Source organism: Serratia sp. CY52157 (assembly GCF_052168495.1).
GTDB classification, from domain to species: domain Bacteria; phylum Pseudomonadota; class Gammaproteobacteria; order Enterobacterales; family Enterobacteriaceae; genus Serratia; species Serratia ureilytica.
The window spans coordinates 117,262-143,845 of record NZ_JBJNMO010000009.1 but is presented as its reverse complement, the minus strand read 5'-3'; the positions used below and the strand labels follow the sequence as shown (position 1 = coordinate 143,845).

General features: G+C 60.8%; 27 protein-coding genes. 10 read left to right on the top strand and 17 right to left on the bottom strand.

The genetic code is table 11. The features are described 5' to 3' along the window. The first annotated feature begins 31 nt into the window (after window positions 1–31). Window positions 32–1,435: a siroheme synthase CysG gene (gene cysG / locus ACJ8IP_RS22840; protein ID WP_047573442.1), complete on the top strand. Its 1,404-nt coding sequence runs from the start codon at window positions 32–34 to the stop codon at window positions 1,433–1,435. A 51-nt stretch (window positions 1,436–1,486) separates the two neighbouring features. Here the strand turns inward: cysG and trpS are convergent, their stop codons facing one another. The 12 genes from trpS to pilM form a co-directional block, all read right to left on the bottom strand. Further along, complete coding sequence (gene trpS, locus ACJ8IP_RS22835; protein ID WP_004930324.1) at window positions 1,487–2,494, bottom strand: tryptophan--tRNA ligase; 1,008 nt, start codon at window positions 2,492–2,494, stop codon at window positions 1,487–1,489. 2 nt (window positions 2,495–2,496) lie between these two features. Beyond that, window positions 2,497–3,195 (bottom strand): phosphoglycolate phosphatase, encoded by a 699-nt coding sequence (locus tag ACJ8IP_RS22830; protein ID WP_147838462.1) that lies wholly within the window; start codon window positions 3,193–3,195, stop codon window positions 2,497–2,499. Next, window positions 3,188–3,865: a ribulose-phosphate 3-epimerase gene (rpe, locus tag ACJ8IP_RS22825; RefSeq protein ID WP_019456160.1), complete on the bottom strand. Its 678-nt coding sequence runs from the start codon at window positions 3,863–3,865 to the stop codon at window positions 3,188–3,190. Before rpe ends, ACJ8IP_RS22830 begins: the two co-directional genes overlap by 8 nt. Before the next feature lie 51 nt (window positions 3,866–3,916). Then, on the bottom strand, window positions 3,917–4,729 hold the full coding sequence (dam, locus tag ACJ8IP_RS22820; RefSeq protein ID WP_033651736.1) for an adenine-specific DNA-methyltransferase: 813 nt from the start codon (window positions 4,727–4,729) through the stop codon (window positions 3,917–3,919). An 84-nt stretch (window positions 4,730–4,813) separates the two neighbouring features. Further along, complete coding sequence (locus tag ACJ8IP_RS22815) at window positions 4,814–5,827, bottom strand: SPOR domain-containing protein (RefSeq protein WP_033645274.1); 1,014 nt, start codon at window positions 5,825–5,827, stop codon at window positions 4,814–4,816. 156 nt (window positions 5,828–5,983) lie between these two features. Then, window positions 5,984–7,084, bottom strand: coding sequence for a 3-dehydroquinate synthase (aroB, locus tag ACJ8IP_RS22810; protein WP_046687922.1), 1,101 nt, complete (start codon window positions 7,082–7,084; stop codon window positions 5,984–5,986). Between the two features lie 106 nt (window positions 7,085–7,190). Then, window positions 7,191–7,712, bottom strand: a complete 522-nt coding sequence (gene aroK, locus ACJ8IP_RS22805) for a shikimate kinase AroK (protein ID WP_004391482.1) — start codon at window positions 7,710–7,712, stop codon at window positions 7,191–7,193. A gap of 349 nt (window positions 7,713–8,061) precedes the next feature. After that, entirely contained in the window at window positions 8,062–9,306 is a 1,245-nt protein-coding gene (gene hofQ, locus ACJ8IP_RS22800; RefSeq protein WP_147880783.1) for a DNA uptake porin HofQ, read from the bottom strand. Beyond that, on the bottom strand, window positions 9,303–9,662 hold the full coding sequence (locus tag ACJ8IP_RS22795; protein WP_147880784.1) for a HofP DNA utilization family protein: 360 nt from the start codon (window positions 9,660–9,662) through the stop codon (window positions 9,303–9,305). Before ACJ8IP_RS22795 ends, hofQ begins: the two co-directional genes overlap by 4 nt. Further along, complete coding sequence (locus ACJ8IP_RS22790; RefSeq protein ID WP_072626821.1) at window positions 9,655–10,149, bottom strand: hypothetical protein; 495 nt, start codon at window positions 10,147–10,149, stop codon at window positions 9,655–9,657. The genes ACJ8IP_RS22795 and ACJ8IP_RS22790 overlap by 8 nt, the downstream gene beginning before the upstream one ends. Beyond that, a complete protein-coding gene (locus tag ACJ8IP_RS22785; RefSeq protein WP_072626820.1) occupies window positions 10,142–10,681 on the bottom strand; it encodes a PilN domain-containing protein in 540 nt (179 codons plus the stop codon). Before ACJ8IP_RS22785 ends, ACJ8IP_RS22790 begins: the two co-directional genes overlap by 8 nt. Next, a complete protein-coding gene (gene pilM / locus ACJ8IP_RS22780) occupies window positions 10,681–11,514 on the bottom strand; it encodes a type IV pilus biogenesis protein PilM (RefSeq protein ID WP_033651740.1) in 834 nt (277 codons plus the stop codon). Before pilM ends, ACJ8IP_RS22785 begins: the two co-directional genes overlap by 1 nt. A gap of 121 nt (window positions 11,515–11,635) precedes the next feature. On the opposite strand from pilM, the gene mrcA reads away from it, so the two are divergent. After that, window positions 11,636–14,194, top strand: coding sequence for a peptidoglycan glycosyltransferase/peptidoglycan DD-transpeptidase MrcA (mrcA, locus tag ACJ8IP_RS22775; RefSeq protein ID WP_442524529.1), 2,559 nt, complete (start codon window positions 11,636–11,638; stop codon window positions 14,192–14,194). A gap of 51 nt (window positions 14,195–14,245) precedes the next feature. Here mrcA and nudE read toward each other — a convergent pair whose 3' ends face one another. Then, complete coding sequence (nudE, locus tag ACJ8IP_RS22770; protein WP_033645281.1) at window positions 14,246–14,800, bottom strand: ADP compounds hydrolase NudE; 555 nt, start codon at window positions 14,798–14,800, stop codon at window positions 14,246–14,248. 445 nt (window positions 14,801–15,245) lie between these two features. Here nudE and ACJ8IP_RS22765 point away from each other — a divergent pair, with 445 nt between their 5' ends. The 7 genes from ACJ8IP_RS22765 (at window position 15,246) to ACJ8IP_RS22735 (ending at window position 22,148) form a co-directional block, all read left to right on the top strand. Further along, entirely contained in the window at window positions 15,246–17,381 is a 2,136-nt protein-coding gene (locus ACJ8IP_RS22765; RefSeq protein WP_164107056.1) for an intracellular growth attenuator family protein, read from the top strand. Window positions 17,382–17,479: 98 nt separating this feature from the next. Further along, window positions 17,480–18,160, top strand: coding sequence for a GMP/IMP nucleotidase (gene yrfG / locus ACJ8IP_RS22760; RefSeq protein WP_025304546.1), 681 nt, complete (start codon window positions 17,480–17,482; stop codon window positions 18,158–18,160). After that, window positions 18,157–18,564 (top strand): ribosome-associated heat shock protein Hsp15, encoded by a 408-nt coding sequence (hslR, locus tag ACJ8IP_RS22755; protein ID WP_033645283.1) that lies wholly within the window; start codon window positions 18,157–18,159, stop codon window positions 18,562–18,564. Before yrfG ends, hslR begins: the two co-directional genes overlap by 4 nt. Window positions 18,565–18,589: 25 nt before the next feature. Continuing rightward, a complete protein-coding gene (hslO, locus tag ACJ8IP_RS22750) occupies window positions 18,590–19,468 on the top strand; it encodes an Hsp33 family molecular chaperone HslO (protein WP_033645284.1) in 879 nt (292 codons plus the stop codon). Window positions 19,469–19,662: 194 nt separating this feature from the next. Further along, window positions 19,663–21,282: a phosphoenolpyruvate carboxykinase (ATP) gene (gene pckA, locus ACJ8IP_RS22745; RefSeq protein WP_015379308.1), complete on the top strand. Its 1,620-nt coding sequence runs from the start codon at window positions 19,663–19,665 to the stop codon at window positions 21,280–21,282. A 126-nt stretch (window positions 21,283–21,408) separates the two neighbouring features. Continuing rightward, window positions 21,409–21,672, top strand: coding sequence for a FitA-like ribbon-helix-helix domain-containing protein (locus tag ACJ8IP_RS22740; RefSeq protein WP_004930730.1), 264 nt, complete (start codon window positions 21,409–21,411; stop codon window positions 21,670–21,672). Beyond that, window positions 21,669–22,148 carry a type II toxin-antitoxin system VapC family toxin gene (locus tag ACJ8IP_RS22735; protein ID WP_033645285.1) on the top strand — a complete coding sequence of 160 codons (480 nt, stop codon included), beginning with the start codon at window positions 21,669–21,671 and terminating at the stop codon, window positions 22,146–22,148. The genes ACJ8IP_RS22740 and ACJ8IP_RS22735 overlap by 4 nt, the downstream gene beginning before the upstream one ends. A 32-nt stretch (window positions 22,149–22,180) precedes the next feature. Here ACJ8IP_RS22735 and envZ read toward each other — a convergent pair whose 3' ends face one another. The 4 genes from envZ to cbpA form a co-directional block, all read right to left on the bottom strand. Beyond that, on the bottom strand, window positions 22,181–23,551 hold the full coding sequence (gene envZ / locus ACJ8IP_RS22730) for a two-component system sensor histidine kinase EnvZ (RefSeq protein WP_033645286.1): 1,371 nt from the start codon (window positions 23,549–23,551) through the stop codon (window positions 22,181–22,183). Beyond that, window positions 23,548–24,267 (bottom strand): osmolarity response regulator transcription factor OmpR, encoded by a 720-nt coding sequence (gene ompR / locus ACJ8IP_RS22725; protein WP_004709363.1) that lies wholly within the window; start codon window positions 24,265–24,267, stop codon window positions 23,548–23,550. Before ompR ends, envZ begins: the two co-directional genes overlap by 4 nt. Window positions 24,268–24,523: 256 nt before the next feature. After that, entirely contained in the window at window positions 24,524–24,829 is a 306-nt protein-coding gene (locus ACJ8IP_RS22720) for a chaperone modulator CbpM (protein WP_004930739.1), read from the bottom strand. Window positions 24,830–24,834: 5 nt separating this feature from the next. Then, window positions 24,835–25,797, bottom strand: coding sequence for a curved DNA-binding protein (gene cbpA / locus ACJ8IP_RS22715; protein WP_033645288.1), 963 nt, complete (start codon window positions 25,795–25,797; stop codon window positions 24,835–24,837). A gap of 230 nt (window positions 25,798–26,027) precedes the next feature. Between cbpA and greB the strand changes: the two genes are divergently transcribed. Then, window positions 26,028–26,501 (top strand): transcription elongation factor GreB, encoded by a 474-nt coding sequence (greB, locus tag ACJ8IP_RS22710; RefSeq protein WP_033645289.1) that lies wholly within the window; start codon window positions 26,028–26,030, stop codon window positions 26,499–26,501. Window positions 26,502–26,584 lie beyond the last annotated feature (83 nt).

The window sequence follows — 26,584 nt, the reverse complement described above, 5'->3', positions numbered from 1 at the left end:
GCCCCCACGCCGATAACCCCGAGGAATGCCGATGGACTACCTGCCGATTTTCTGCCAACTGCAACACAAAGCCTGCCTGCTGGTCGGCGGCGGCGAAATCGCCGAACGCAAGGCGCGCCTGCTGCTGGACGCCGGCGCGGCGCTGACCGTCAACGCCCTGGCCTTCAGCCCGCAGTTCCACCAGTGGGCGGCAGAAGGCCTGTTGACGCTGGCCGAGGGCGAATTCAGCCCGGCTCTGCTGACGGAAAAATGGTTGGTGATCGCCGCCACCGATAGGCTGGAGGTCAACGCGCGGGTGTACCAGTGCGCCAACCAGCAACGGGTGTTCTGCAACGTGGTCGATGACCCGAAACGCGCCAGCTTTATCATGCCGTCGATCATCGATCGTTCGCCGATCGTGGTGGCGGTGTCCTCCGGCGGCAAAGCGCCGGTGTTGGCGCGGTTGCTGCGCGAGAAGCTGGAAGCGCTGCTGCCGCAACACCTCGGCAAGCTGGCGCAGCTCGGCGGATCGCTGCGTCAACGGGTGAAACAGCGCTTCAGCAGCCTCGGCGCGCGCCGCCGCTTCTGGGAGCGGCTGTTCGCTCACGATCGGCTGGCGCAATCGCTGGCCAATGACGACACGGCTCTGGCCGAACGCCAGCTCGAACAGCTGTTCAGCGAACGGCCGGAGGATCGCGGTGAAGTGGTGCTGGTGGGCGCCGGGCCGGGCGATGCCGGCCTGCTGACGCTGAAAGGGCTGCAACAGATCCAGCAGGCCGACGTGGTGGTTTACGACCGGCTGGTCTCCGAAGCGATCATGACGCTGGTGCGTCGCGACGCCGAGCGCATCTTCGTTGGCAAACGCGCCGGCCATCACTGCGTGCCGCAGGAGCAGATCAACCACATCCTGCTGCAGCAAGCGCGGCAAGGCAAACGCGTGGTGCGCCTGAAGGGCGGCGATCCCTTTATCTTCGGCCGCGGCGGCGAAGAGCTGGAAACGCTGGCGGACGCCAACGTACCGTTCTCGGTGGTGCCGGGCATCACCGCCGCCTCCGGCTGTTCCGCCTACAGCGGCATCCCGCTCACCCACCGCGACCACGCGCAGAGCGTGCGTCTGGTGACCGGCCACGCCAAGGCCGACGGTGGATTGGACTGGGCGACGCTGGCCGCCGGGCAACAGACGCTGGTGTTCTATATGGGGCTATCGCAGGCGGCGGAGATCCAGCGCCGGCTGATCGCGAACGGACTGCCGGCCGCCACACCGGTGGCGCTGGTGGAAAACGGCACTTCCTGTCGCCAGCGGGTGATCGAAGGCGAGCTTGGCCAACTGGGCGCCTTGTCCCTGCAGGCCGCCAGCCCCAGCCTGATCATCGTCGGCAGCGTGGTCAGCCTGCGCAGCAAGCTCAATTGGTTCGCCAGCGAGGCCCCGCCCGCCGGCCTGGCGCAAATGGCGTGATACCGACGTAAAAAAAGCGGCCCAAGGCCGCTTTTTTTATTTGCGCTGGCGTTACGCCTGCGGCGGTACGAAACCGACGGCCTGATAAACCTTCGCCAGGGTTTCCTGCGCGCGTGCACGGGCTTTGGCGGCGCCGTCGCGCATCACCTGCTGCAGGTAGGCTTCGTCGTTGCGGAAGCGGTGGTAACGCTCCTGCAGCTCAGCCAGCATACCGGAGACGGCTTCCGCCACCGCGCCTTTCAGGTGGCCGTACATTTGGCCTTCGAACTCGGCTTCCAGCTGCGCGATGCTCTTGCCGGTGACGCCGGCGAGGATGTCCAACAGGTTGGAGACGCCCGCCTTGTTGACCACGTCGTAACGCACGACAGGCGGCTCTTCCGAGTCGGTCATTGCGCGTTTGATCTTTTTGGTCACCGCTTTCGGATCTTCCAGCAGGCCGATCACGTTGTTGCGGTTATCGTCCGACTTGGACATCTTCTTGGTCGGTTCCTGCAGCGACATCACGCGTGCGCCGGATTTAGGAATAAACGGCTCCGGCACTTTGAACACATCGCCGTACAGCGCGTTGAAACGCTGGCCCACGTCGCGGCTCAGTTCCAGGTGTTGTTTCTGGTCTTCGCCCACCGGCACCTGATTGGTTTGATACAGCAGGATGTCCGCCGCCATCAGCACCGGATAGCTGAACAGCCCGGCGTTGATGTTCTCCGCGTAGCGTGCGGATTTGTCTTTGAACTGCGTCATGCGGCTCAGTTCGCCGAAATAGGTGTAGCAGTTCAGCACCCAGCTCAGCTGCGTGTGCTCAGGCACGTGCGACTGCACGAAGATGGTGCTTTTTTCCGGATCGATACCGCAGGCCAGATACAGCGCCAGCGTATCCAGCGTGGCTTTGCGCAGCTTTTCGGCGTCTTGGCGCACGGTGATGGCATGCAGATCGACGATGCAGTAGATGCAGTCGTAGTCGTCCTGCATCTGCACCCACTGACGCAGCGCACCCATGTAGTTGCCGATGGTCAGTTCGCCGGACGGCTGCGCGCCGCTAAATACGATGGGCTTACTCATGTTTAAATTTCCTGATTCTCTAAAGATGACAGCCCAAGAGCGGGCAACAAATCGGCGAAGCGCTCCAACACCCGATCGGGGTGGCTCAGGGCGATCGATTCGCCGTAGTTATAACCGTAGGTAAAACCGACGCTCGGGCAACCGGCGCCCTGGGCGGCTTGAATATCGTTGCGCGAATCGCCGACGAACAGCAGTTCATGCGCTCGCAACCCAAGCTTGCCGAGCACCAGATACAACGGCGCCGGGTGAGGTTTCTTTTCCGTCACGTCGTCGCCGCCGATCACCAGCGAAAAATACTCGCCAATGCCCAGCGATGCCAGCAGCGGTGCCACGAACGGCGTCGGCTTATTGGTCACCAATGCCATCGGGTAACCGTGCGCGGCCAGGCGGGCCAGCGTCTCTTGCACCTGCGGGAACAGGCGGCTGCCGCTGTCGACGGTCTGCGCGTAGAAATGATCGAAGCGCTCACGCAGCCGGCTGCACTGCTCCGGCGTGTCTTCCACTTCCGCCCAGCGCAGCGCGCGCTGCACCAGCACGTCGGCGCCGTTGCCGATCCAGGTGCCAACTCGCTCTTCACCCGCTTGCGGCAGCCCCCTCTCTTCCAGCGCCATATCGATGGCGGCCGCGAGGCCCGGCGCGCTGTCGACCAGCGTACCGTCAAGATCGAAGGCCAGTGCGCGGATCGCGCCGAAATCAGCCATGGGAAACCTTCGCCAGCTCGCTGCGCATTTCGTCGATCACCTTGCGGTAGTCCGGCTGGCCAAAGATGGCGGAACCGGCGACAAACATATCGGCGCCCGCGGCGGCGATTTCGGCGATGTTGTCCACCTTCACCCCGCCGTCGACTTCGAGACGGATATCGCGGCCGCTGTCGTCGATCAGTTTGCGCACCTGGCGCAGCTTGTCGAGCGTGCCGTGGATGAACGACTGGCCGCCGAAGCCCGGGTTGACCGACATCAGCAGGATCACGTCGATTTTATCCATCACGTAATCAAGATAGCTCAGCGGGGTCGCCGGGTTGAACACCAGGCCGGCCTTACAGCCGTGCTCTTTGATCAGCTGAATGGTGCGATCGACATGTTCGGAGGCTTCAGGGTGGAAAGAGATATAAGACGCGCCGGCCTTGGCGAAGTCAGGCACGATGCGGTCCACCGGCTTGACCATCAGATGCACGTCAATCGGCGCGGTAATGCCGTAGTTGCGCAGCGCTTCGCACACCATCGGACCGATGGTCAGATTGGGCACGTAGTGGTTGTCCATGACGTCGAAGTGCACCACGTCGCCGCCTGCGGCCAGCACGTTAGCGGTATCTTCACCTAACCGGGCAAAATCTGCCGACAGAATGGACGGGGCAATCAAAAACTTTTTCATCCGCTTCTCCAAACGTAGGGTCGAGTTGTTATGCGCCGGGGTGCCCCCGGCTTAGCGATACAGCGCCAAAAGCTCGTTCACTTTGCTGCGGCCGAGAATATTGCGGCTGATCGTGCGGCGCGCTTTCACCACATACAGCGCAGCATGCTGGTACCAGTCGCGCGTCAGCTCGGTATCGTGATTGGAAATCAATACCGGCACCCGGCTCTCTACCGAGAGCTGATGCGCCAGATGCGCCAGGCTCTGCTGATCGGCGATGCTGAAGCTGTTGGTGTGGTAAGCGGTGAAATTCGCCGTCGCCGACAGCGGCGCATAAGGCGGATCGCAATACACCACGGCGCCGGCTGCAGCCTTCGCCATGGTATCGCGGTAATGCTCACAGACAAAAGTGGCATTGCGCGATTTTTCAGCAAACCAGTAGAGTTCTTCTTCCGGGAAGTATGGTTTCTTGTACCGGCCAAACGGCACATTGAACTCGCCGCGCAGGTTATAGCGGCACAGGCCGTTATAGCAGTGACGGTTCAGGTACAGGAACAGCAGCGCCCGGCGGTAAGGCTCGGTGCTAGTATTGAACTCTTCTCGCAGCAGGTAAAACTGATCCGAGTTATTGAATTCATCGGCGAAAAGCGTGCGGGCATCGCGCACGAAGTCATCCGTGCGCAGCTTAACGATGTTATACAGGTTGATAAGATCGCTATTGATGTCGGCGAGAATGTAGGCGTCGTAATCCGTATTCAGAAAGACGGATCCCGCACCCACGAAGGGCTCGATTAAGCAGTCTCCCGCCGGCAGATGGCGACGAATCTCATCTACCAGCGGGTATTTTCCACCAGCCCATTTTAAAAAAGCGCGGTTTTTCTTCATGCCGTCAATTAGCTACTTATACAATTCAGAGCGGCGGATTGTACTCTGTTTCAGACAGCACATCAGCGCACAAATTTAAATGATTTATTTTTTAAGATCTTGCTGCACTTGGTGTACAGGTCGAACCCATGGTTTTTTCGCCTGCACATCGGCCGGCAACGAAGCAATGGCGCGCTTCGCTTCAGCAGAAGACGCATAGTTGCCGCTCACCAGCACGTACCACGGCTTGCCGTCACGCTTGGTGGCGTACACCAGGTAATTCTGCAGCTTCTGCTGTTTGGCGTAGGCGTTCAGCGTATCGGAACGCGAAGCGCTGCTCAGTTGCAAGGTATAGTGGCTGCCCGGCGCAGACTGCACAGAACTGCCGCTGCTGGCGACCGCTCCCGCTTTCGCGGTGGAAGACGGCTTGGCCGGCGGCGTATACACCGTAGTCGGTGATTTATGCTGCGTTGCGGTCGGTTTGGCGGCGGCGGTTTTCGCCGGCGTTTTATGCTGTTGCGGGGCAGTGCCCTGCACAGGACGCGTCGCTTCGCGCGCTGCGGCGCCGCTCATCACCGTGGCCGGAGCGGTCGGCAACGTCGACGCTGCGCCGGTCATGCCCTGCGTAGCGGCGTCAACCTGCCCCTGCTGCTGCGACAGCGCATCCGCCATGTTGCCCGGCAAATCGACGCGCTGCTGCGCACCGCCTTGCTGAGGCTGCGTTTGCGCTTCGGTCGGCGTGCCGGAGATCGGCGGAACGCTGACGTTCTGCGGTTGCTGCGGCTGAGTCGCGCTCACGCCGTTATTATCGTGGGTATCCGTCGTGCCGCCCGGCACGCCGTTATTGGCGGTGGTCAGCGACGAAGAACCGGACAGGTTGATATCGCGGGCCGCGCCGTTTTGCGCGCCGCTCTCCTGAGCCGCTTCATGTTTGGTCGGCGCCTTCAGGGCTGAACCGATGCCGATAATCAGCAGCAGCAGCACCAAAATGCCGATGCCAATCATCAAATGCTGGCGCGAAACGGCGAAGCGCGGCGCGGCGGCCGGCTTGCGCGAACGCGTAGGACGACGATCGCTGCTATCAGGTCTGAGATCGTCTTCCGGTTTAAACTCGTCCATCTGAAACCCTCCAACTAGAGGCAAAAGCCCACCACCGTAGACCTACCGTGGCACGGGCGGATTAACCCGATGATGGCAAAGCGACACCCGTCGTGCTCTGCTCACTGTATTAATATAGATGCTAATGGCGGCTAAGCCACTGTTACTTAGTCCGATTTAATTACGCTTCCGCTCAGGCAAGCAGGCGGCGATCGACGCCAGCACCAGCTCATGCCCTACGCCGCCGCGCACTTCCGCCGCACCGATCGCGGTCGGCAACACCAAACGCAGTTCCCCCGCCAGCACTTTCTTGTCGCGCAACATGTGCGGCAAGTAGGATTCCGGCGTCATTTCCTGCGGCCCGCAGACCGGCAAGCCGGCGCGCAGCAGCAGCGCTTTGATGCGCTCGATGTCTTCAACGGAGAACTGGCCGAGACGGTGCGCGGTTTCCGCCGCCATCACCATGCCCGCAGCCACCGCCTCACCGTGCAGCCACACGCCGTAGCCCATCTCGGCTTCGATAGCATGGCCGTAAGTATGGCCCAGATTCAGCAGGGCGCGCAGACCGCTTTCGCGTTCGTCTGCGGCCACCACCTCGGCCTTCAGCTCGCAGCAGCGGCGAATACAGTAGGCCAACGCCTGCATATCCAACGCCATCAGCGCATCGATGTTATGTTCCAACCAGACGAAAAACTCGCGATCGAGAATGATCCCGTATTTGATGACTTCGGCCAGGCCGGAAGAGAGTTCACGCGTCGGCAGCGTTTTCAGGCAATCCAGATCAACCACCACCGAAGCGGGTTGATAGAAAGCGCCGATCATGTTTTTGCCGAGCGGGTGGTTGACGGCGGTCTTGCCGCCCACGGAGGAGTCCACCTGCGACAGCAGCGTGGTGGGAACCTGAATGAAGCGCACGCCGCGTTGGTAGCACGCGGCGGCGAAGCCGGTCAGATCGCCGACAACGCCGCCACCGAGCGCGATCAGCGTGGTATCGCGCCCGTGCGGTTTTTCGAGCAGCGCCGAAAACACCTGCTCCAACACCGCCAGAGATTTGTACTGCTCACCATCGGGAAGAATCACCTGATCCACCACGACGCCGCTCTGCTCCAGCACCTGCCGGACACGCTCCAGATAGAGCGGCGCCAGGGTCTGGTTGGTGACCAACATCGCTTGTTCACCCGCCTTTAACGGCATAAAAGAAGCCGGATCGTCAAACAATCCGGCGGCGATGGTAATCGGGTAGCTGCGCTCCCCAAGCGTTACAGTAATTCTCTCCATGTCGCGCTTAGTTCTCTGTATGGTACGGCGGTGGTTGATCCCCGCAACGGCGGGGAACACAAATCAGTTTTCCGCATTAGCCGACGGCGAACGCGAAAATCGGCAATCAGTTGCTTTCCAGCATGTTGATGATCTGGTTGGCAACCACTTTAGCGCTCTGATCGTCGGTGCGAATGGTGACATCGGCAATCTCTTCATACAACGGATTGCGCTCTTTCGCCAAAGCTTCCAGCACTTCACGCGGCGGAGAATCAACCTGCAGCAGCGGGCGTTTTTTATCACGCTGGGTACGAGCCAACTGCTTTTCGATCGTGGTTTCGAGATAAACCACCACGCCGCGCGCGGACAGACGGTTGCGCGTTTCGCGCGACTTCACCGAACCGCCGCCGGTCGCCAACACAATCCCTTGTTTTTCCGTCAGTTCATTAATGACTTTTTCTTCACGATCGCGGAAACCTTCTTCCCCTTCCACGTCGAATACCCAGCCCACGTCAGCTCCGGTACGTCGCTCAATTTCTTGATCGGAGTCGAAGAACTCCATATTGAGTTGCTGAGCTAACTGACGGCCAATAGTGCTTTTGCCGGCACCCATAGGCCCAACCAGAAAGATATTGCGTTTCTCTGCCATGTTTTTCGGTATTACTAAGACAATTCGTTAATGTTAACCCGCCCCGCCAATCAAATCAGCGGCGGGACCTAAACTGAAACCTCATGAGCGATAGTGCGAGATCAGACGAAAAATTATCTCAACACTCTTGGTAGTTTGGCAACCGAATAAATCGCAATCCACGCCGCGGGAGGGAAACCATATGTTTTTAACGGCGTCTTGGCGCTAACAAAAAACCTCGGTGCTCAATTCGGTAACCCTTGTAAGCTAAATCGGCCGCAGCGTCAAACGCAGATCCCCCCAAGGGGATAAAAAAGTGTATCTGCTCATCAACTTTAGGCGATTTGCCGCCCGGCCGACAGGCCGCCGCTTATCCCTTAATCAGGGTCGGCGTAATAAAGATCACCAGCTCGCGTTTTTTCTGTTGTGCGCCGCTCTGCCGGAACAAGCCCCCCAGCAGCGGCGCATCCCCCAGTCCCGGCACCTTGTCCGCCGACTTGCCGCGATGCCGTTGAAAAATGCCGCCGAGCACCAGGGTTTCGCCGTTTTTCACCGTGATCTGCGTCTTAATCTCCTGTTTATCGATGGTCAACGCCTCTCCGGCCCCTCGGCTGATGGCGCGCCCCGGCATATTTTGGCTGATCTGCAGCGTCAGCGTGATGCGCCCGTCCGGCAACACCTTCGGCGTCACCTCCATGCCCAGCACCGCCTCTTTAAACTCGATGGCGGTCGCACCGCTGGCGCCGCTGGACACTTCATAAGGGATCTCCGTCCCTTGCTTGATGCTGGCGGTTTGCAGATGCGCCGTCAGGAGACGCGGGCTGGCGATGATCTCCACCTGATTTTCCTGCTCCAGCGCCGTCAGCTCCAGGCTCAGCAAACGCCCGCTGATGCGCGCCAGATGGAAACCGGCGTTCACCGCGCTGCGCTCCAACGGCAGGTTAACGCCGATATTGCCCGGCCGCAGCGGCCGCGTCGGCCTGTCGTCGGGCGCCAATCCCCAACGCACGCCGAGCTCACGCAGGCTTTCGCTGTTGATGGTCACGATATGCGCCGCCAGTTGCACCTGTGCCAGCGGCGCATCCATTTCCGTTATCCGCTTTTTCAACTGCGCCACAATCGGCGCGGTGTCGCGCAGCAGCAGCGTATTGGTGCGTTTATCCGCCAACACGCTGCCACGCTCGCTCAGCAACGCGCCACGTTGGGCGTTGAGGCTTTCGGCAATTTCCGCCGCATCGCCGTTTTGCACGGTCATCGTCAGGCTGTGCAAGGGTTGCCGCTGCGCCAGCGCCTCTTGCTGCTGTCTTTTTTCCCGCGCATCCGGCTCCGGGGAGATCAGCATCACGTTACCCTCCCGCGTCATCGTCAGTTTGCCCATACGCAGGGTCAGCGCCAGCGCCTGCGGCCAGGGCACATCCTCCAGCCGCAGCGTCAGGCTGCCGCTCACGCCCGGCGCGGCGATCAGGTTCATCTGCCGATAATCCGCCAAGGCCTGCAGGATGACCGTGACCGGCGCATCCTGAAACTCCAATGAGATTATCTGTTTATCCTGAGCCTGCGCGGCGCCGAGCGCCAAACACCCTAGCGCCAAGCCCAGTCCAGCGCGTCCTTTCATGATTTGTCATCCTTGTCGTCGATCATCAGCGATATGTCGTCGCGGCTCGCCGGGCACTCCGGTTCGGCCGTCAGCGCCTTCAACGTCAGGCTGCGCGCCTGCACCTGCGTCACCTGCCAGCGCTCGGCAAGCACCCGTTGTTGCGGCCGCAGGCGCAACCATTGCCCCGCCGGCGTCACCACCCAGCCATAGCGCTGAGTCGGTTGCCCGATGACGCCTTTCAGTCGCCAGCCCGCCGGGGATGTCTCTGTCTGGGCGCAAGCAGGTATCGGAGGCGGCGCAAACGGGTCGCGCGGTTCGGCGCATAGGGCCCACGGCCATAGCAGCCACCACCAACGGCCGGATCTTCTACTCATCGGTCAGCTCCTCGGCGGCATCCTGTAAAACCAACCGCGCCGTCATGCCCTGCGGCGGCGTCTCCACGCTCAATTGTTCGAGACGCAAATCGGCGGGCAGCGCCTCCAGCAGCGCCAACAAACCGGGGTAGTCAATGCGCAAGCTCAGCGTCTGCCGCGGCGGTTTTTCCTGCCGCTGCCAGCGCAACAAGGCGCCCCCCGCCCGTTGCAGCCCATTCGTCAGATCGCCGGTGGCGGCCGGAGCGATCGGCGTCGGCGGCATCAGGGCGACCGGCGCCTCGTCCAGTTGGCGCTGCGCCACGGCGATCTGTTGCAGCAGGCGCTGTTGCCGCTCTGTCGCGCTTTCCCGCTGACGCCATTCGTCTTGCAGCATCCAGCCCCCGCCCAACAACGCCAACGTGCCGATGCCCAGCCATTGCGCGGCCAGCAATCGCCGGCCCGACAGGCCCAGCAAGAAGCGCAGCCCAGATGGCAAACGGTTATCCATCACGCCCCCATTGCGCCACCAGATGAAAGGCGTACAGGCCGTCGTCGCGTTGCGCCACCTCCGCCAAACGCAGCCGCGGTAACGCGGGCATCCCCGCCAGCCGCCGTTCGAACTGCGAAATGGCGGCAGGAGAACGGCTCAATCCACGCAGCCGCAGGCCGTTCGCCGCATCGCTGTCCAACGCCGTGAGCCACAGCGGTGGGGGGAGGCAGGAGGAGAGTTGCTGCAGCAGTTGCAAATAACGCCGGTTATGTTGGGCATTGCGCGCCTGCCGTTCAGCGAGGGCGCTGTATCGCGCCCGTTGCGCCCGCTCTTGCTGCTGCTGACGGACGAGCAGCGTCACTGCCGCCAGCTCTTCTTCCAACAGCGCCAGCCGCTCCTGACGCTGCGCCTGTTGATGACGCAGTTGGCCGGCGACGAGGAACAGCGCCAGCAACAGCACCGTTATCTGCAACAGCAACACGCCCAGCCAGAAGCAGCCGCGCCGCCGATCGCGACGTTGCCGCCAGGGCAAAAAGTTGACCTGGTACATCAGCGGTCCTCCTCGCGCAGCGCCAGACCGCCGGCCAACGCGAACGCTGAGGGATGCACGGGCAACGGCGGACGCAGCTGCGTGAAGGCGCTGAGCGGCGACCAGGAAAGGCAGCCGACGGGCAAGGCTCCTGCCAGCACGCTGCCGGCATAGACCGGTCGATCATCGTCCGCCGGCATCTGGGCTTGCAGCGCCCGCAGCGCCTGCGCGTCATCGTCGCCCGGCGTCAGCCCGAACGCGAACGCGCCGTCGGCCGGCGCCACCCACAGCCATTCTCGCTCGAGACGATGCATCAGCCCCGCGGTGTGCGGCACGCCCGCCGCCGTCGCCATCATCCGCAGCGCGCAGGGCGTAATATCGACCGCTTGCGGATGCAGGCCCGCCTGGCGCAGACAGTGCAGCCACTGCTGCAGCTCCTGCCGCCGCGCGGCGGTCAACAGCAGCGCCGCCCCCTCCGCCGGCGCAGCGCGATAGTCGAGCGCCAGCGTCTGGCCGTCGAGTGGGAACTGCTTCACGCCGTGGCCAACGATATAGTCGCTGCGTTCCGGCTCGCGCAGCCGCGCGTCCGGCTGCGCCATGCACTGTTGCAACACCCGCTGCGCCGGCAGGGCAATGCGTAAGGAAATATGTCGCGGCAGTTGGACGCGCCATTGCCGCAGCGCCCGGATCAGGGCTTCGGAAGGTGCCAGGCAGCCGTCGCGTAAAACCGCCTGCGGCAGCGTCTGTTGCCACCAGTGACGCAGTTGCCAGCCGTTGCGGCGGCGTTGGACCGCCAGCGCCCGCACGCAGTCGATTTGTATATCCAGCCCCACCTGCCATGCTTGAGGGAACATGTTTCACAAGCCTCCATAACATCCGATGATAAAAGAACATATCCATGTCGCAGGCTTGCCTTTATACTACCGCGCGGTTGTTTATAAACTGCCCAAATGACTTAGAAATGGGAAATCTCAGGTGAAGTTCGTAAAGTATTTACTAATCCTTGCAGTATGTTGCATCGTGCTGGGAGCAGCCTCGATTTTCGGCTTGTACAAATATGTCGAGCCGCAGCTGCCCGACGTCGCAACGCTGAAAGACGTGCGGCTGCAGATACCGATGCAGGTTTACAGCGCCGATGGCGAACTGATCGCCCAGTACGGCGAGAAGCGCCGCATTCCGCTGAAGTTGGATCAAATTCCGCCGGTGATGGTGCACGCATTTATCGCCACCGAAGACAGCCGCTTCTATGATCACCACGGTGTCGATCCGGTCGGCATCTTCCGCGCGGCCTCCATCGCGCTGGTCTCCGGCCACGCTTCCCAGGGGGCCAGCACCATTACCCAACAGCTGGCGCGTAACTTCTTCTTAAGCCCGGAACGCACCCTGATGCGTAAAATCAAGGAAGCCTTCCTGGCGGTACGCATCGAGCAGATGCTGACCAAAGATGAAATCCTTGAGCTGTATCTGAACAAGATCTACCTGGGTTACCGCGCTTACGGCGTGGGCGCCGCCGCGCAGGTCTATTTCGGCAAGGACGTCAGCCAGCTCACCCTGAGCGAGATGGCGACCATCGCCGGCCTGCCGAAAGCGCCGTCCACCTTCAACCCGCTCTATTCGCACGATCGCGCCGTTGCCCGCCGCAACGTAGTGCTGTCGCGCATGCTGGACGAACACTACATCACGCAGGCGCAGTACGATCAGGCGCGTTCTGAAGATTTGGTCGCCAACTACCATGCGCCGGAAATCAGCTTCTCCGCCCCATATCTCTCCGAGATGGTGCGTCAGGAAATGATCAAGCGCTACGGTGAAAACGCCTATACCGACGGTTATAAGGTTTACACCACCGTGACCAAACGGCTGCAGCTGGCGGCGCAGGAATCGGTGCGCAATAACGTGTTGGCCTATGACATGCGCCACGGCTATCGCGGCCCGTCAAACGTGCTGTGGAAAGTCGGCGAAGCGGCCTGGGATCGCAAACAGATTGTCGACTCGCTGAAAAACCTGCCGAACTACGGCCCGCTGGCGCCGGCGGTCATCACCGCCGCCAACCCGCAGGAAGCGACGGCGATGCTGGCCGACGGCAGCAGCATTGCCCTGCCGATGGCCACCATGCGCTGGGCGCGGCCATACCGTTCAGACACTCAGCAAGGCCCAACGCCGAAACGCGTCACCGACGTGGTGCAGCCAGGCCAGCAGGTCTGGGTGCGTAAAGTGAACGAGGCCTGGTGGCTGTCGCAGGTGCCGGACGTCAACTCGGCGCTGGTTTCCATCAACCCGAACGACGGTGCGGTGAAAGCGCTGGTCGGCGGCTTCGATTTCAACCAGAGCAAGTTCAACCGCGTCACGCAGGCCCTGCGTCAGGTGGGCTCGAACATCAAACCGTTCCTGTATACCGCCGCGATGGATAAAGGCCTGACGCTGGCCACCATCCTGAACGACTTGCCGATCACCCGTTGGGATGCCGGCGCCGGCACCGACTGGCGGCCGAAGAACTCGCCGCCGACCTACGATGGCCCGATTCGTCTGCGTCAAGGGCTGGGGCAGTCGAAGAACGTGGTGATGGTGCGCGCGATGCGTGCGATGGGCGTCGACTACGCGGCGGAATATCTGCAGCGCTTCGGCTTCCCGCCACAGAACATCGTGCATACCGAATCGCTGGCGCTGGGCTCCGCTTCCTTCACCCCGATGCAGCTGGTGCGCGGTTACGCGGTGCTGGCGAACGGCGGTTACCTGGTCGATCCGTACTTCATCACCAAAATTGAAGACGACAACGGCAATACGGTGTTCGAAGCCAAACCTAAAGTGGTTTGCAGCAGCTGCAACCTGCCGGTGATCTACGGTGATACTCACCGTTCGGCCGTGCTGTCCGATGACAACATCGAAAACGTCGCCACCTCGCAGGAAGGCAGCAACAGCACGGTGCCGATGCCGCAGCTGGAGCAGGTAACCCCGGCTCAGGTGCAGCAGGACGGCGACCAACAGTATGCGCCGCACGTGATCAGCACGCCGCTGGCCTTCCTGATCCACGACGCGCTGAACAGCAACATCTTCGGTGAACCGGGTTGGATGGGCACCGCCTGGCGCGCCGGGCGCGATCTGAAACGTCATGATATCGGCGGTAAAACCGGTACCACCAACAGTTCCAAAGACGCCTGGTTCTCCGGCTATGGCCCGGATACCGTGACGTCGGTGTGGATCGGCTTCGACGATCACCGCCGCGATCTGGGCCGTTCGACGGTGTCCGGCGCCATCCCGGATCAGATTTCCGGCGGCGAAGGCGGTGCCAAGAGCGCCCAGCCGGCGTGGGACGACTTCATGAAGATCGCGCTGGAAGGCATTCCGGAGCAGAAAGTCACGCCGCCGCCGGGCATCATCAGCGTCACCATCGACAAGAGCAGCGGCAAGCTCTCTGGCGGTGGCGGCGGCAGCCGTTCCGAGTACTTTATCGAAGGAACGCAGCCGACGGACTACCCATCGCGCGATACCGGCACCACGCTGACCGATCCGGGCGGCGAAAGCCACGAGCTGTTCTGATCGAAAAGGGCCAGAGAAATCTGGCCCTTTTTTTATGCGGCGTGAAGCGTCTCAGCGCGAAGCGCGCAGAAACGCCTCGGAGAGGAACAGCGCGCTGACGTTGCGCGCCTCACGGAAATCCGGTTCCGCCAGCAGCGCCATCATGTTGGCGATCGGCCAGCGCACCTGCGGCAGGGGTTCCGGTTCGTCCCCCTCCAGGCTCTGCGGGTAGAGATCGTGTGCCAGCACGATATTCATTTTGCTGGAAAAGTAGGATGGCGCCATCGTCAGCTTGCTGAGGAAATCAAAGCGTCTGGCGCCGAATCCCACCTCTTCCATCAGCTCGCGGTTGGCCGCCTCCAGCACCCCCTCGCCGGGATCGATCAACCCTTTCGGGAAGCCGAGCTCATAGGATTCAGTGCCCACCGCATATTCGCGGATCAGCAGCAGGTCATCGCCAATCACCGGCACAATCATCACCGCTTCGCGATCCGAAGGCCGCATGCGCTCATACACCCGCCGCACACCGTTGCTGAATTCCAAATCGACCGACTCGACGTTGAACAAACGCGAACGCGCGACCGTTTCCACTTTCAGAATTTTAGGTTTTTGCAGGTGTTTATCCATGATTGCCTCAAAGAGGTTGCCCAGGCGCGGACAGGGCAACCGAAAAAATGATTGGCGTAACGCACGGCTCGTTGGCGCTCAAACGCTGACCAAATTCGATCTTGATCACATTGTGCGTTAAGGGCAAGCTCGGCCGCAACGCGCATGAACAGTAATTTACTTTCTTTTAACAAGCGTCGCCAGCCGCGGGCGATTTTCTGCACTGATTCAGCAAACAGCGCGCATGAAAATAGGATAATGCCGATATCGACGGCAGGGGCCGGTTGCTAGTATCACGCAGGCAAGAATCAGTGATAAAATGACCTTGCTTCATGAAGGAATGAGATCCAAAGCGAAAATCTGTTTGTTCCCTCATTAGTTCTGGGTGCCTCCTGGCGGTTTACTCCGTATAATATTCAGCTTTTCATCAGGTTGGCGAAATTCACGGGTGTGAGATGGGGATTGCATGAGCACAATAGTGTTGATATTGGCCTTAGTGCTTGTCTGCCTGATTGCCGCCGGCCTGTACCTGTGGTTCAAGGCCCGCCACCCGACGGCGCTGGCGCGCACGCTGCCGTTTATCAAACCCGCCCACCGCAAGCTGACCGACGAAGAACGCGCGGCGGTCGAGTTCTACCTCAATCAACAAAACAAACTGAGCAACAAACTGTTGCCCGGCGGCGGCGCTACGCTGCCCGCAGCCAAACTGGCGCTCACCCCGCAAAGCGATAACGTTTATCCCGTGACGCACGCCATCACCCGTTACGGGCTGGCCAGCGACGATCCCAATAAATGGCGCTATTACCTCGACGCTGAAGAGGTGCATCTGCCGCCATTTTGGGAACCCTACATCACCGCCGATAACCATGTGGAAGTGATCCGAACCCAGACGCTGCCTCTGGTGATTTCGCTCAACGGGCACTCGCTGAAAGATCATATCCACGACCGGCCGCAGCCGCCGGTCGTGACCGCCGCGCCGACCAAAAACGCCTCCATCCGCAAGGAAGAGAGCGAGCATGTCGAGCTGGTGAACATTCGCAAGGAAACGCCGGAAGAGCATGCGCTGAACCGGCCGAACGGCATCCGTGAAGCCGTCATCATCTCCGCCGCGCTGCTGCTGCTGTTCTTCAGCCTGATCAGCCCGGTGCTGGTGATCCCCTGGATGATTTTCGTGGCGGTGCTGATGATCGCCTGGGGAGGGTGGAACCTGTTCCGCCGCCCGGCGTCGCGCGAGTTGAAAGAGATCCACTGCCTGCGCGGCACGCCAAAGCGCTGGGGCCTGTTCGGCGAATCCGGCCAGGGGCAGATCAGCAATATTTCGCTCGGCATTATCGATCTGATCTATCCGCCGCACTGGCAACCGTACCTGGCGCAGGATCTGGGCAAAACCACCGATGTGGACGTCTATCTCAACCGTCAGGTGGTGCGGCAGGGGCGCTTCCTGTCGCTGCATGACGAAGTGAAGAATTTCCCGTTGCAGCAGTGGGGCCGCAATGCGGTGCTGGTCGCCAGCTCGGCGCTGGTTCTGCTGCTGCTGCTGATCTATATCCCGCTCAACCTGCCGTTGACCCTCAGCATGGCCTGGCTGCAAGGCGCGCAAAAAGTGGAAGTGACCAGCGTACAGGCGCTGGAGGCCACGCCGCTGCGCATCGGCGACACGCTGAAAGTGCGCGGCAGCGGCATGTGCTATGTCCCGCCGCCGGCCAACGGCGGCGGCGCCGTCAATTTTGCGCCGTTCGACTGCTCCGGCATCTATTGGAACACCGCCGCCCCGCTGCCGCAGCCGGAATCGGAAGTCATAGACAAAGCGACAGCCCTGCTGGCGACGGTCAGCGGTCAGCTGCATCCGAGCGGCGCCGATCAGAAGGTCAACCCGCAGCTGGCCAGCGCCATCGAGAAATCCGGCATGATCCTGCTGGACGATTTCTCCGATATCGTGCTGAAAACGCAGGATCTGTGCCAGACGGAAAACGACTGTGTACGGCTGAAAAACGCGCTGGTTAACTTGGGCAACGCGAAAAACTGGAGCAGCCTGGTGAAACGCGCCAAATCCGGCGCGCTGCAAGGCGTCAACGTCCTGCTTCGTCCGGTCAGCGCCGAATCGCTGGAAAGCCTGACCAAAGTGGCCACCTCGTCGTTCATCTTCAATGAGACGCGACTGGCCGCCGCTGCGCTCAACAGCCCGCCGCCAGGCGGTTTCCTGATCCGCAGCGACGAAGGCCGCCAGTGGGTCAGTCACCCCCAGCCGCAGACGCCGCAAAGCGAATACAACGCGCTCGACCAGTGGAATGAGCTGCAGCGCCAGTCCAACCTGCTGCTGCATACCCCATTCCAGGCGCAGGGCGTGATCACCAGCCTCAGCGTTGACGCCAACGGCACTCGCCACGTGGCGTTGCACAGCGAACCGGACATGATCACCCTGTGGCGCTATCTCGGCACCAGCCTGTTGTTGCTGGCCGTAGTGGTCAGCCTGGGTTATAACGCCTGGCGCCTGGTGCAGCGTCGGCGCATCAATCAGCACCGCGTCGCCGATATCCAGCGTTACTACGACAGCTGCTTCAACCCGCAGCTCAATCCGATGTCGATGCGGCCGATGGCCTGAACCTGACGCCGGGGCTTCGGCCCTGTCATCCGCTTATGCTACGCTAACGCTATTATTCTCATCTGCGGACTGCCCGTCGGTCCGCCCGTGGAGTTTTTATGGTTCCCGAGTTTGATTGGCCGCAGATCGATACCGTGCTGCTGGACATGGACGGCACATTGCTGGATCTGGAGTTCGACAGCCACTTTTGGCTCAGCCTGGTGCCGCAGGCGCTGAGCGAAAGGCGCGCCATTCCGTTCGACGAAGCCCGCCACATCATCGAGCGGGAATACCAGGCGGTGCAGCACACCATGAACTGGTATTGCTTCGATTACTGGAGCGAGCGGCTGGATCTGGACATTTACCGCATGACCAGCGAAGTGGGCAGCCGCGCCCGGCTGCGCGAAGACACCGAGCCTTTTTTACGGGCGCTGCGCGACGCCGGCCTGCAAACCATTTTGCTGACCAACGCCCATCCGCACAGCCTGGCGGTGAAAATCGAGCATACCGGCCTCGATCGGCACCTTGATTTATTGTTTTCCACCCACACATTTGGTTATCCGAAAGAAGATCAGCGTCTGTGGCAGGCAGTGCAACAGCACACCGGATTCAACCCGCAGCGCACGCTGTTTGTCGACGACGGCGAGCCGATCCTCGACGCGGCGCGCACTTTCGGCATTCGTTACTGCCTGGGCGTGCAAAACCCGGACTCCAGCACGGCGGAGAAAAGCTTCCAGCGCCATCCGTCGATGCGCGACTACCGCCTGCTGATACCGGCGCTGGCCAAGGGGGAAGCATGAAGGAAAAAGCGACGCGCGACGACGCGGTCCGACTGGATAAGTGGCTGTGGGCCGCACGCTTCTACAAGACCCGCGCGCTGGCGCGCGAAATGATCGACGGCGGCAAGGTGCATTACAACGGCCAGCGCGGCAAGCCGAGCAAGATTGTCGAGCTCAACGCCGAGCTCAAACTGCGGCAGGGCAACGAAGAACGTACGGTGATCGTGCTGGCGCTGACCAGCCAACGCCGCGGCGCCAACGAGGCGCAGCAAATGTATCAGGAAACCGAAGCCAGCATCGCCAACCGCGAAAAAATGGCGCTGGCGCGCAAGATGAACGCGTTGACCATGCCGCATCCGGACCGACGTCCGGACAAAAAGGAGCGGCGCGACCTGATGAAATTTAAATTTGGTGAGCAGGAATAACCCCTCACCGCAATGAGAGAAGATTATGTCCAACCATGACCAATTGCACCGTTACCTGTTTGAAAACTACGCGGTGCGCGGCGAGCTGGTTACCGTCAGCGAAACCTATCAGCAGATCCTGAACAACCACGACTACCCGGCGCCGGTGCAAAAACTGCTGGGCGAGCTGCTGGTCGCCACCAGTCTGCTGACCGCAACCCTGAAGTTCGACGGCGACATCACCGTTCAGCTGCAAGGCGACGGCCCGCTGAAGCTGGCGGTGATCAACGGCAACAACCGCCAGGAGATGCGCGGCGTTGCGCGCACCCAGGCGCCTATCGCCGACGACAGCACCCTGCATCAGATGATCGGCAACGGCGTCATGGTCATCACCATTTCCCCAACGGAAGGCGAGCGCTATCAGGGCGTGGTCGGTCTGGAAGGGGAAACGCTGGCCGAATGCCTGGAAGCCTACTTCCGCCAGTCTGAACAGTTGCCGACCCGCCTGTTCATCCGCACCGGCGAAGCGGAAGGCAATGCCGCGGCGGCCGGCATGCTGCTGCAGGTGCTGCCGGCGCAAGACGGCAACCTCGATGATTTCGATCACCTGGTGCAACTGACCAACACGGTCAAAAGCGAAGAGCTGTTCGGCCTGCCGGCCAACGAGGTGCTGTACCGTCTGTATCATCAGGAAGAAGTCACGCTGTATGAACCGCAGGACGTGCAATTCCGTTGTACCTGTTCACGCCAGCGTTGCGCCGACGCGCTGCTGACGCTGCCGACCGACGAAGTGGCGGACATGCTGGAGCAGGACGGCAATATCGACATGCACTGCGACTACTGCGGCAGCCACTATGTCTTTGACCCGGTTGATGTTGCCGCGTTGTATGCGGGCAACGCCGGCGAAAGCGACCGGTTGCACTAAGTCACACCCTCTCGGCGGGCGCGCCCGGCGCCCGCCAAGCCCCGCCGTTTGCACGTTTGCTTTTTTCCGTGTGCTATCTCTCAGATCGTAACGAAATACCGCCTAAAACGTTAAATATTTGATACCCATCGCGGTTACGCACCGTTAGATCCCTACAATTGCCGCCAGAAATTCTGTGACCAAGGAGTAGTAACATGCGCGTTAAAGGTATAACCCCTCAGGATCTGGCCGCTTACGGCATTCACGACGTCAGCGAAATCGTTCACAACCCGAGCTATGAACTGCTGTTTAAGGAAGAAACAGACCCATCTCTGGAAGGTTTTGAGCGTGGGGTAGTCACCAAGCTGGGTGCCGTCTCCGTCGATACCGGCATCTTCACCGGCCGTTCGCCGAAAGACAAATACATCGTCCGCGACGACATCACCCGCGATACCGTGTGGTGGGCCGATCAGGGCAAAGGCAAAAACGACAACAAACCTCTCAGCCCGGAAGTCTGGGCCGATCTGAAACACCTGGTCACCGAGCAACTGTCCGGCAAGCGCCTGTTCGTGGTGGATACCTTCTGCGGCGCCAACGCCGACTCGCGCCTGAAAGTGCGTTTCATCACCGAGGTGGCCTGGCAGGCGCACTTCGTGAAAAACATGTTCATCCGCCCGAGCGACGAAGAGCTGGCTGACTTCGAGCCGGACTTCGTGGTGATGAACGGCGCCAAATGCACCAACCCGAACTGGCAGCAGCAAGGCCTGAACTCGGAGAACTTCGTCGCCTTCAACCTGACCGAGCGCATGCAGCTGATCGGCGGTACCTGGTACGGCGGCGAAATGAAGAAAGGCATGTTCTCGATGATGAACTACCTGCTGCCGCTGAAAGGCATCGCCTCGATGCACTGCTCGGCCAACGTGGGCGAGAAAGGCGACGTGGCGGTGTTCTTCGGCCTGTCCGGCACCGGCAAGACCACCCTCTCCACCGATCCTAAGCGTCAGCTGATCGGCGATGACGAGCACGGCTGGGACGACGACGGCGTGTTCAACTTCGAAGGCGGTTGCTACGCCAAGACCATCAAGCTGTCTGAAGAAGCCGAGCCGGACATCTACCACGCCATCAAACGCGATGCGCTGCTGGAAAACGTCACCGTGTTGGCCGACGGCAGCATCGACTTCAACGACGGTTCGAAAACCGAGAATACCCGCGTTTCTTACCCGATCTACCATATCCAGAACATCGTCAAGCCGGTGTCCAAGGCGGGTCACGCCACCAAGGTGATCTTCCTGACCGCCGACGCCTTCGGCGTGCTGCCGCCGGTATCGCGCCTGACCGCCAACCAGACTCAGTACCACTTCCTGTCCGGCTTCACCGCCAAGCTGGCCGGCACCGAGCGCGGCGTGACCGAGCCAACCCCAACCTTCTCCGCCTGCTTCGGCGCCGCTTTCCTGTCGCTGCACCCGACGCAGTACGCCGAAGTGCTGGTGAAACGCATGCAGGCCGCCGGCGCCCAGGCTTACCTGGTCAACACCGGCTGGAACGGCACCGGCAAACGCATCTCGATCAAAGATACGCGCGGCATCATCGACGCCATCCTGAGCGGTGAAATCGACAAGGCGGAAACCGTTACCCTGCCTATCTTCGATCTGGCGATGCCGACCGCGCTGCCTGGCGTGAACCCGGAGATCCTCGATCCGCGCAACACCTACGCCAGCCTCGAGCAGTGGCAGGAAAAAGCGCAGGATCTGGCCGAGCGCTTCATCACCAACTTCGACAAATACACCGACACGCCTGCGGGTGCCGCGCTGGTCAGCGCCGGCCCGAAGCTGTAATTCGGTAGCGTTACCTCTTCAGCTAAGGCGCGGATCCCGCGCCTTTTTTTATTTCAATTGATTGCTTTTTAATCGGCAAGACGAGAAAATAAGTCAATGCAATCATTGATAGCAAAGGAGGTTTCAATGGCTACTATCACCGTCAGAAATCTGGACGACGAAATCAAAGAGCTGTTGCGTATCTCAGCGGCGAAAAACGGCCATTCCATGGAAGAGGAAGCGCGCATGATCCTGAAACAGGCGCTGGTGAAAAAGCCGCCGCGCTATGGATTGGGTACCTGGATGCATCAGCACTTCGCCGAATTCGGCGGCGTTGAGCTGGAGATCCCACCGCGTGACGCCGTGCCGCCACGCATCGTCACCTTTGATGATGAAGATGACAACGCATGATCATTATCGACACCGACGTCATTTCAGAAACGCTGCGTCCCAGCCCGTACTACAACGTCATTAACTGGTTAAATGAAAAGGACAATGACGAGCTCTATCTCAGCGCCATTGTCCTCGCCGAACTGTTCAGCGGCGTGGCCTGCATGCCTGACGGCAAACGCCAGCGGGATCTCAAGCTGAAATTGGCGGACGCCATTGAATTGAAGTTCGAGGGGCAGATATTGCCGTTTGATGGGCTGTGCGCGATGCAATACGCGGAATTGACGGCAAGGAATCGGCTGTTGGGTAAAGCGATGAGCGTGCCCGATACCCAAATCGCCGCCACCTGCCTGCATTACGGCGCCGCCCTGGCCACCCGCAATACCAAAGACTTCCTCCACTGCGGCATCGAATTAATCGATCCGTGGCAGGCGCCGACCGGCCGCCGGTTGCATGAGGATGCGGCGGAATACTACGTGATGAGCAGAAAGTCCTGACGGGGCCGCAGCGGCGCGGCCCACATCAGAGGTCAGGCGGTTTCCCTGGCCGTTTGATGGCCGTTGGTCGACTCTTTTTTCTCCATCGGCAACGGAATATAAGCGCGGATCAATAGCCCGCCGCGCTCGCTGGTGCCGATATCCAGTTCGCCATCATGCGCGTCGATAATACGCTGCACGATCGCCAGCCCCAGGCCGGTGCCGCTGGTGCTGCGCGCGCTGTCACCGCGCACGAACGGCTGCAGCAGGTGCTTCAACTCGTCCGGCTTGATGCCCGGGCCGTCATCTTCCACCTGGAACCAGCCGCGCTGCAGCTCACGGCCGCTGCTGACCTTGATCCAGCCGTTGCCGTAACGCGCCGCGTTCACCACCATATTCACCGCCGCCCGTTTAATCGACAGCGGATGCACGTTCATCATCAGCTCGCCCGGCGACAGCGCGGTTTCAATCACCCGCTCATAGCCGCTCTCGGCCGCGACCACTTCGCCTAAAATGGCGTTCAGATCGCTGCTTTCGGTCGGCATTTCCTGCCCGGTGCGCAGATAATCGATGAACTGCTCGATGATGGCGTTGCACTCTTCGATGTCTTTATTGATCGACTCGGCCAGATAGCCGTCTTCGGCGCTCATCATCTCCGTCGCCAGGCGGATGCGCGTCAACGGCGTGCGCAGGTCGTGGCTGACTCCGGCCATCAGCAAAGTGCGGTCATCCGCCAGCTGTTTGACGCCCGACGCCATCTGATTGAATGCGCGAGTCACCGACCGCACTTCGGAAGCGCCATACTCGCGCAGCGGCGGCGGAATAATGCCCTTGCCCACCTGCAGCGCCGCATGTTCCAGCTCCACCAGCGGGCGGTTTTGAATACGAATAAACAGCCAGGCGCCGCCGATCGCGAGCAGCATAATCGCCAGCGTATAGCGGAACAGCGGCGAGAAATCGCCCTGGTGGATTTCCGTCAGCGGCACGCGCACCCAGATATCGGGCTGCAGCCAGGTTTTCAGCCACACCACCGGGGAGTTCTTGTTCACCTCCACCCGCACATCGGTCGGCCCGCCGAGCTGCTGCGCCATCTGCTGGCTGAGGAACTGGTAGTGCTGCGCCCAGCGCAGGCCGCTCTCCTCCGCCGCCGAGTTGGTGTAGAGAGAGATGCCCAGTTCGCGGTAGATCTCACGGCGGAACGCCGGCGGCACCTCCAGCAGCGTGCCGTCCTCCAGCTGCAGCCGATCGGTCATCAGCATACGCACTTCGTAGGCCAATACCTTGTTGAACTGCTGCAGGCTGGGCAGGATGGCGAAGTTCAGCACCACCAGATAGGTCGTCACCAGGCTGACGAACAGCAAGGTGACGATCAACAACAGGGTTCGGGCAAACGAGCTACGCGGTGAAAAGCGCAATCGCCTCATGCCTTACTGCCGTCCGGGACGAAGACGTAGCCGAGACCCCACACGGTCTGGATATAACGCGGATGCGCCGGATCTTCTTCAACCATACGGCGCAGACGAGAGATCTGCACGTCGATGGAGCGTTCCATGGCGCTGTATTCGCGGCCACGCGCCAGGTTCATCAGCTTATCGCGCGACAGCGGTTCACGCGGGTGGCTGACCAGCGCCTTCAGTACCGCGAACTCGCCGCTGGTCAACGGCATCGGCTCGTCTTCGCGGAACATCTCGCGGGTGCCGAGGTTCAGTTTGAATTTGCCGAAAGCGATCACCGCTTCTTCCTGCGAAGGCGCGCCCGGCAGTTCGTTCGCCTGACGGCGCAGCACCGCGCGGATACGAGCCAACAGCTCACGCGGGTTGAACGGTTTAGGAATGTAGTCGTCGGCGCCGATTTCCAGGCCCACGATGCGATCGACCTCTTCGCCTTTCGCGGTGACCATAATGATCGGCATCGGGTTGCTCTGGCTGCGCAGGCGGCGGCAGATGGACAGGCCGTCTTCGCCCGGCAACATCAGATCGAGCACCATCAAATGGAAGGATTCACGAGTCAGCAAGCGATCCATTTGCTCAGCGTTGGCAACGCTGCGAACCTGGAAGCCCTGCTCGGTTAAATAACGTTCTAAAAGCGCGCGCAGGCGCATGTCATCATCGACAACCAGGATCTTATGATTCTCTTGCATGGTATTACTCCCAAAGGCTTTATTGCCTGACTCGAATATTGTTAGAAAACCTTGCCATTTGAGACAGCGTTTAATGGTATGTATTCTAGACGAAATTGTTACAAAGCTTATTCTTTTCCCCATTTATCAACAATTTTCAGTGAATGTCGACGGGGGTTCGTCAAAATTTCGCCCTTTATCGGCGCAATGTGGGGCGACGGCCCAATTTTGTGCAATTTCGCCACCGGGAAGCGCCCGGTGGCGTTCAGCTGTCGGGTCAGGAAGTTTGCAGGAAACGCGCCAGCTGCCTGCGCAGCTGCCGGTTCTCTTGCTGTAGCGCATCAACCCGGTCGAGCAGCGTCAGCGCCATGGCGATCCCCGGCCAGTCCAGATCCAGCTCCGCCCGCAGCCTGCGTGCGCGCTGCAGATGGCTCAGCGCCGGATAATCAAACTCCCAGCGCGGCTGCGCCGGCTCCAGCGGCACGATAACGCCCAGGCCGACGATCTCGACCAGCTCGTCCTCTGAAATCTCCACCCTCTGACACAATTCCACCACGGTGAAAGTGATCTCTTTTTTCATCATCTGCTTTACTCCCATTCCGCGCGCGGGTTGAACGCCGCCTGTTCAGCCAGTTCCCGCCACAGGGCGCTGGCCTTCTCGTTCGGCTTCGGCGGCATCACCACCTTGAGAATAACGTACAGGTCACCGGGCTCTTTCTTGCCCGCCAGCCCTTTGCCTTTGACCCGCAGCCGTTTGCCGCTCTGGCTGCCGGCCGGCACGGTCAGCGCGATTTTGCCGGTCAGCGTCGGCACCTCAATGCTGGCGCCGAGCGCCGCTTCCCACGGAGCGAGCGGCGCCACGATGCTCAGGTTGTGGCCGTCTATCTCAAACAGCGGGTGCGGCGCGAGGCGGATAACCAGATACAGGTCGCCGTTCTGGCCGCCGCCCACGCCGGCAACGCCCTGCCCCTTGAGGCGAATGCGCTCGCCGTCGCCCACGCCGGCCGGAATTTTCACGTTCAGCGTCTTGCTGGCTTCGCTTACCTGCCGCCCCAGTTCGTCGTACACCGGCAGCTTGTAGGAAATCTCGCGGCTTTGACCATGCAGCGTTTCCTCGAGGAACAGCGGCACCTCCATCTCCAGATCCTGGCCGCGGAAGCCATGCCCGCCGTGCGAGTGCGAAGCGGAACGGTGCCCGCCCGCCGCCCGCCCGCCGAACATGCTCTCGAAGAAGTCGGAGAAGTCTTGCGCGTCGGCGCCGCCGCCGTGCCATGAGGCGCTCTGCTGATAGCCGCCGTGATCGCCGCGCGCCTGGCGGCCAAAGTTGGGATCGTTGCGATGCAGCCGGATCTGATCGTACTCGGCGCGGCGCTCGTCGTCCTTCAGTACCTCATAGGCTTCGGCCAGTTCCTTGAACTTGCTCTCGGCGTCGTCTTCGGTGCTCACGTCAGGGTGATATTTACGCGCCAGCCGGCGGTAAGCCGTTTTGATGGTTTTCAGATCGGCGTTGGGCTCAACGCCCATCGTGGCGTAGTAATCTTTAAATTCCATGCGGTAATACCTTCAATGTGTTGGGTTGTGCGCCAAAATTCCTTGTCTCTCTCGCCAGATATCCTCCTTTCGTCACATTCTTTTTCCGCTATCGCTAAGCATACTCCCGATTGTTAAAAGCTGCGCAAACTGAATAAAAACCGTGCGACAAGGCGCAGGCCCGCGCGCCATTTTTAAAGCCCTCCGCATTCACGTACACTGTGGCGGTGGCCCCATAAAGATAAATCACGATGAGAACTCAACTGATAACCCGTGAAGGGTATGACAAGCTCAAACAAGAGCTGGATTACCTCTGGCGTGAAGAACGCCCCGAGGTGACCAAGAAAGTGACCTGGGCCGCCAGCCTGGGCGACAGAAGCGAAAACGCCGATTACCAATACAACAAGAAGCGGCTGCGCGAGATCGATCGCCGCGTCCGCTATCTGACCAAATGCCTGGAGCAGTTGAAGATCGTCGATTACTCCCCGCAGCAGGAAGGCAAAGTGTTCTTCGGCGCCTGGGTGGAGGTGGAGAATGACGACGGCGAGATCAAACGTTTTCGCATCGTCGGCTACGACGAGATTTTCGGCCGCAAGGATTACATCTCCATCGATGCGCCGATGGCGCGCGCCCTGCTGAAAAAAGAGGTCGGGGACGTCGCCACCGTCAATACCCCGCTGGGCGAGGCGCAGTGGTACGTTAACGAGATAAACTACCCGAAGTAAGCTTTCAGCTTTTTCCTAACCGCCGCCAACGCCGCCGCCCGAGCTGTTCTCCACGCCGCGGCCGCGCGGCGGCGGCCCGCTCC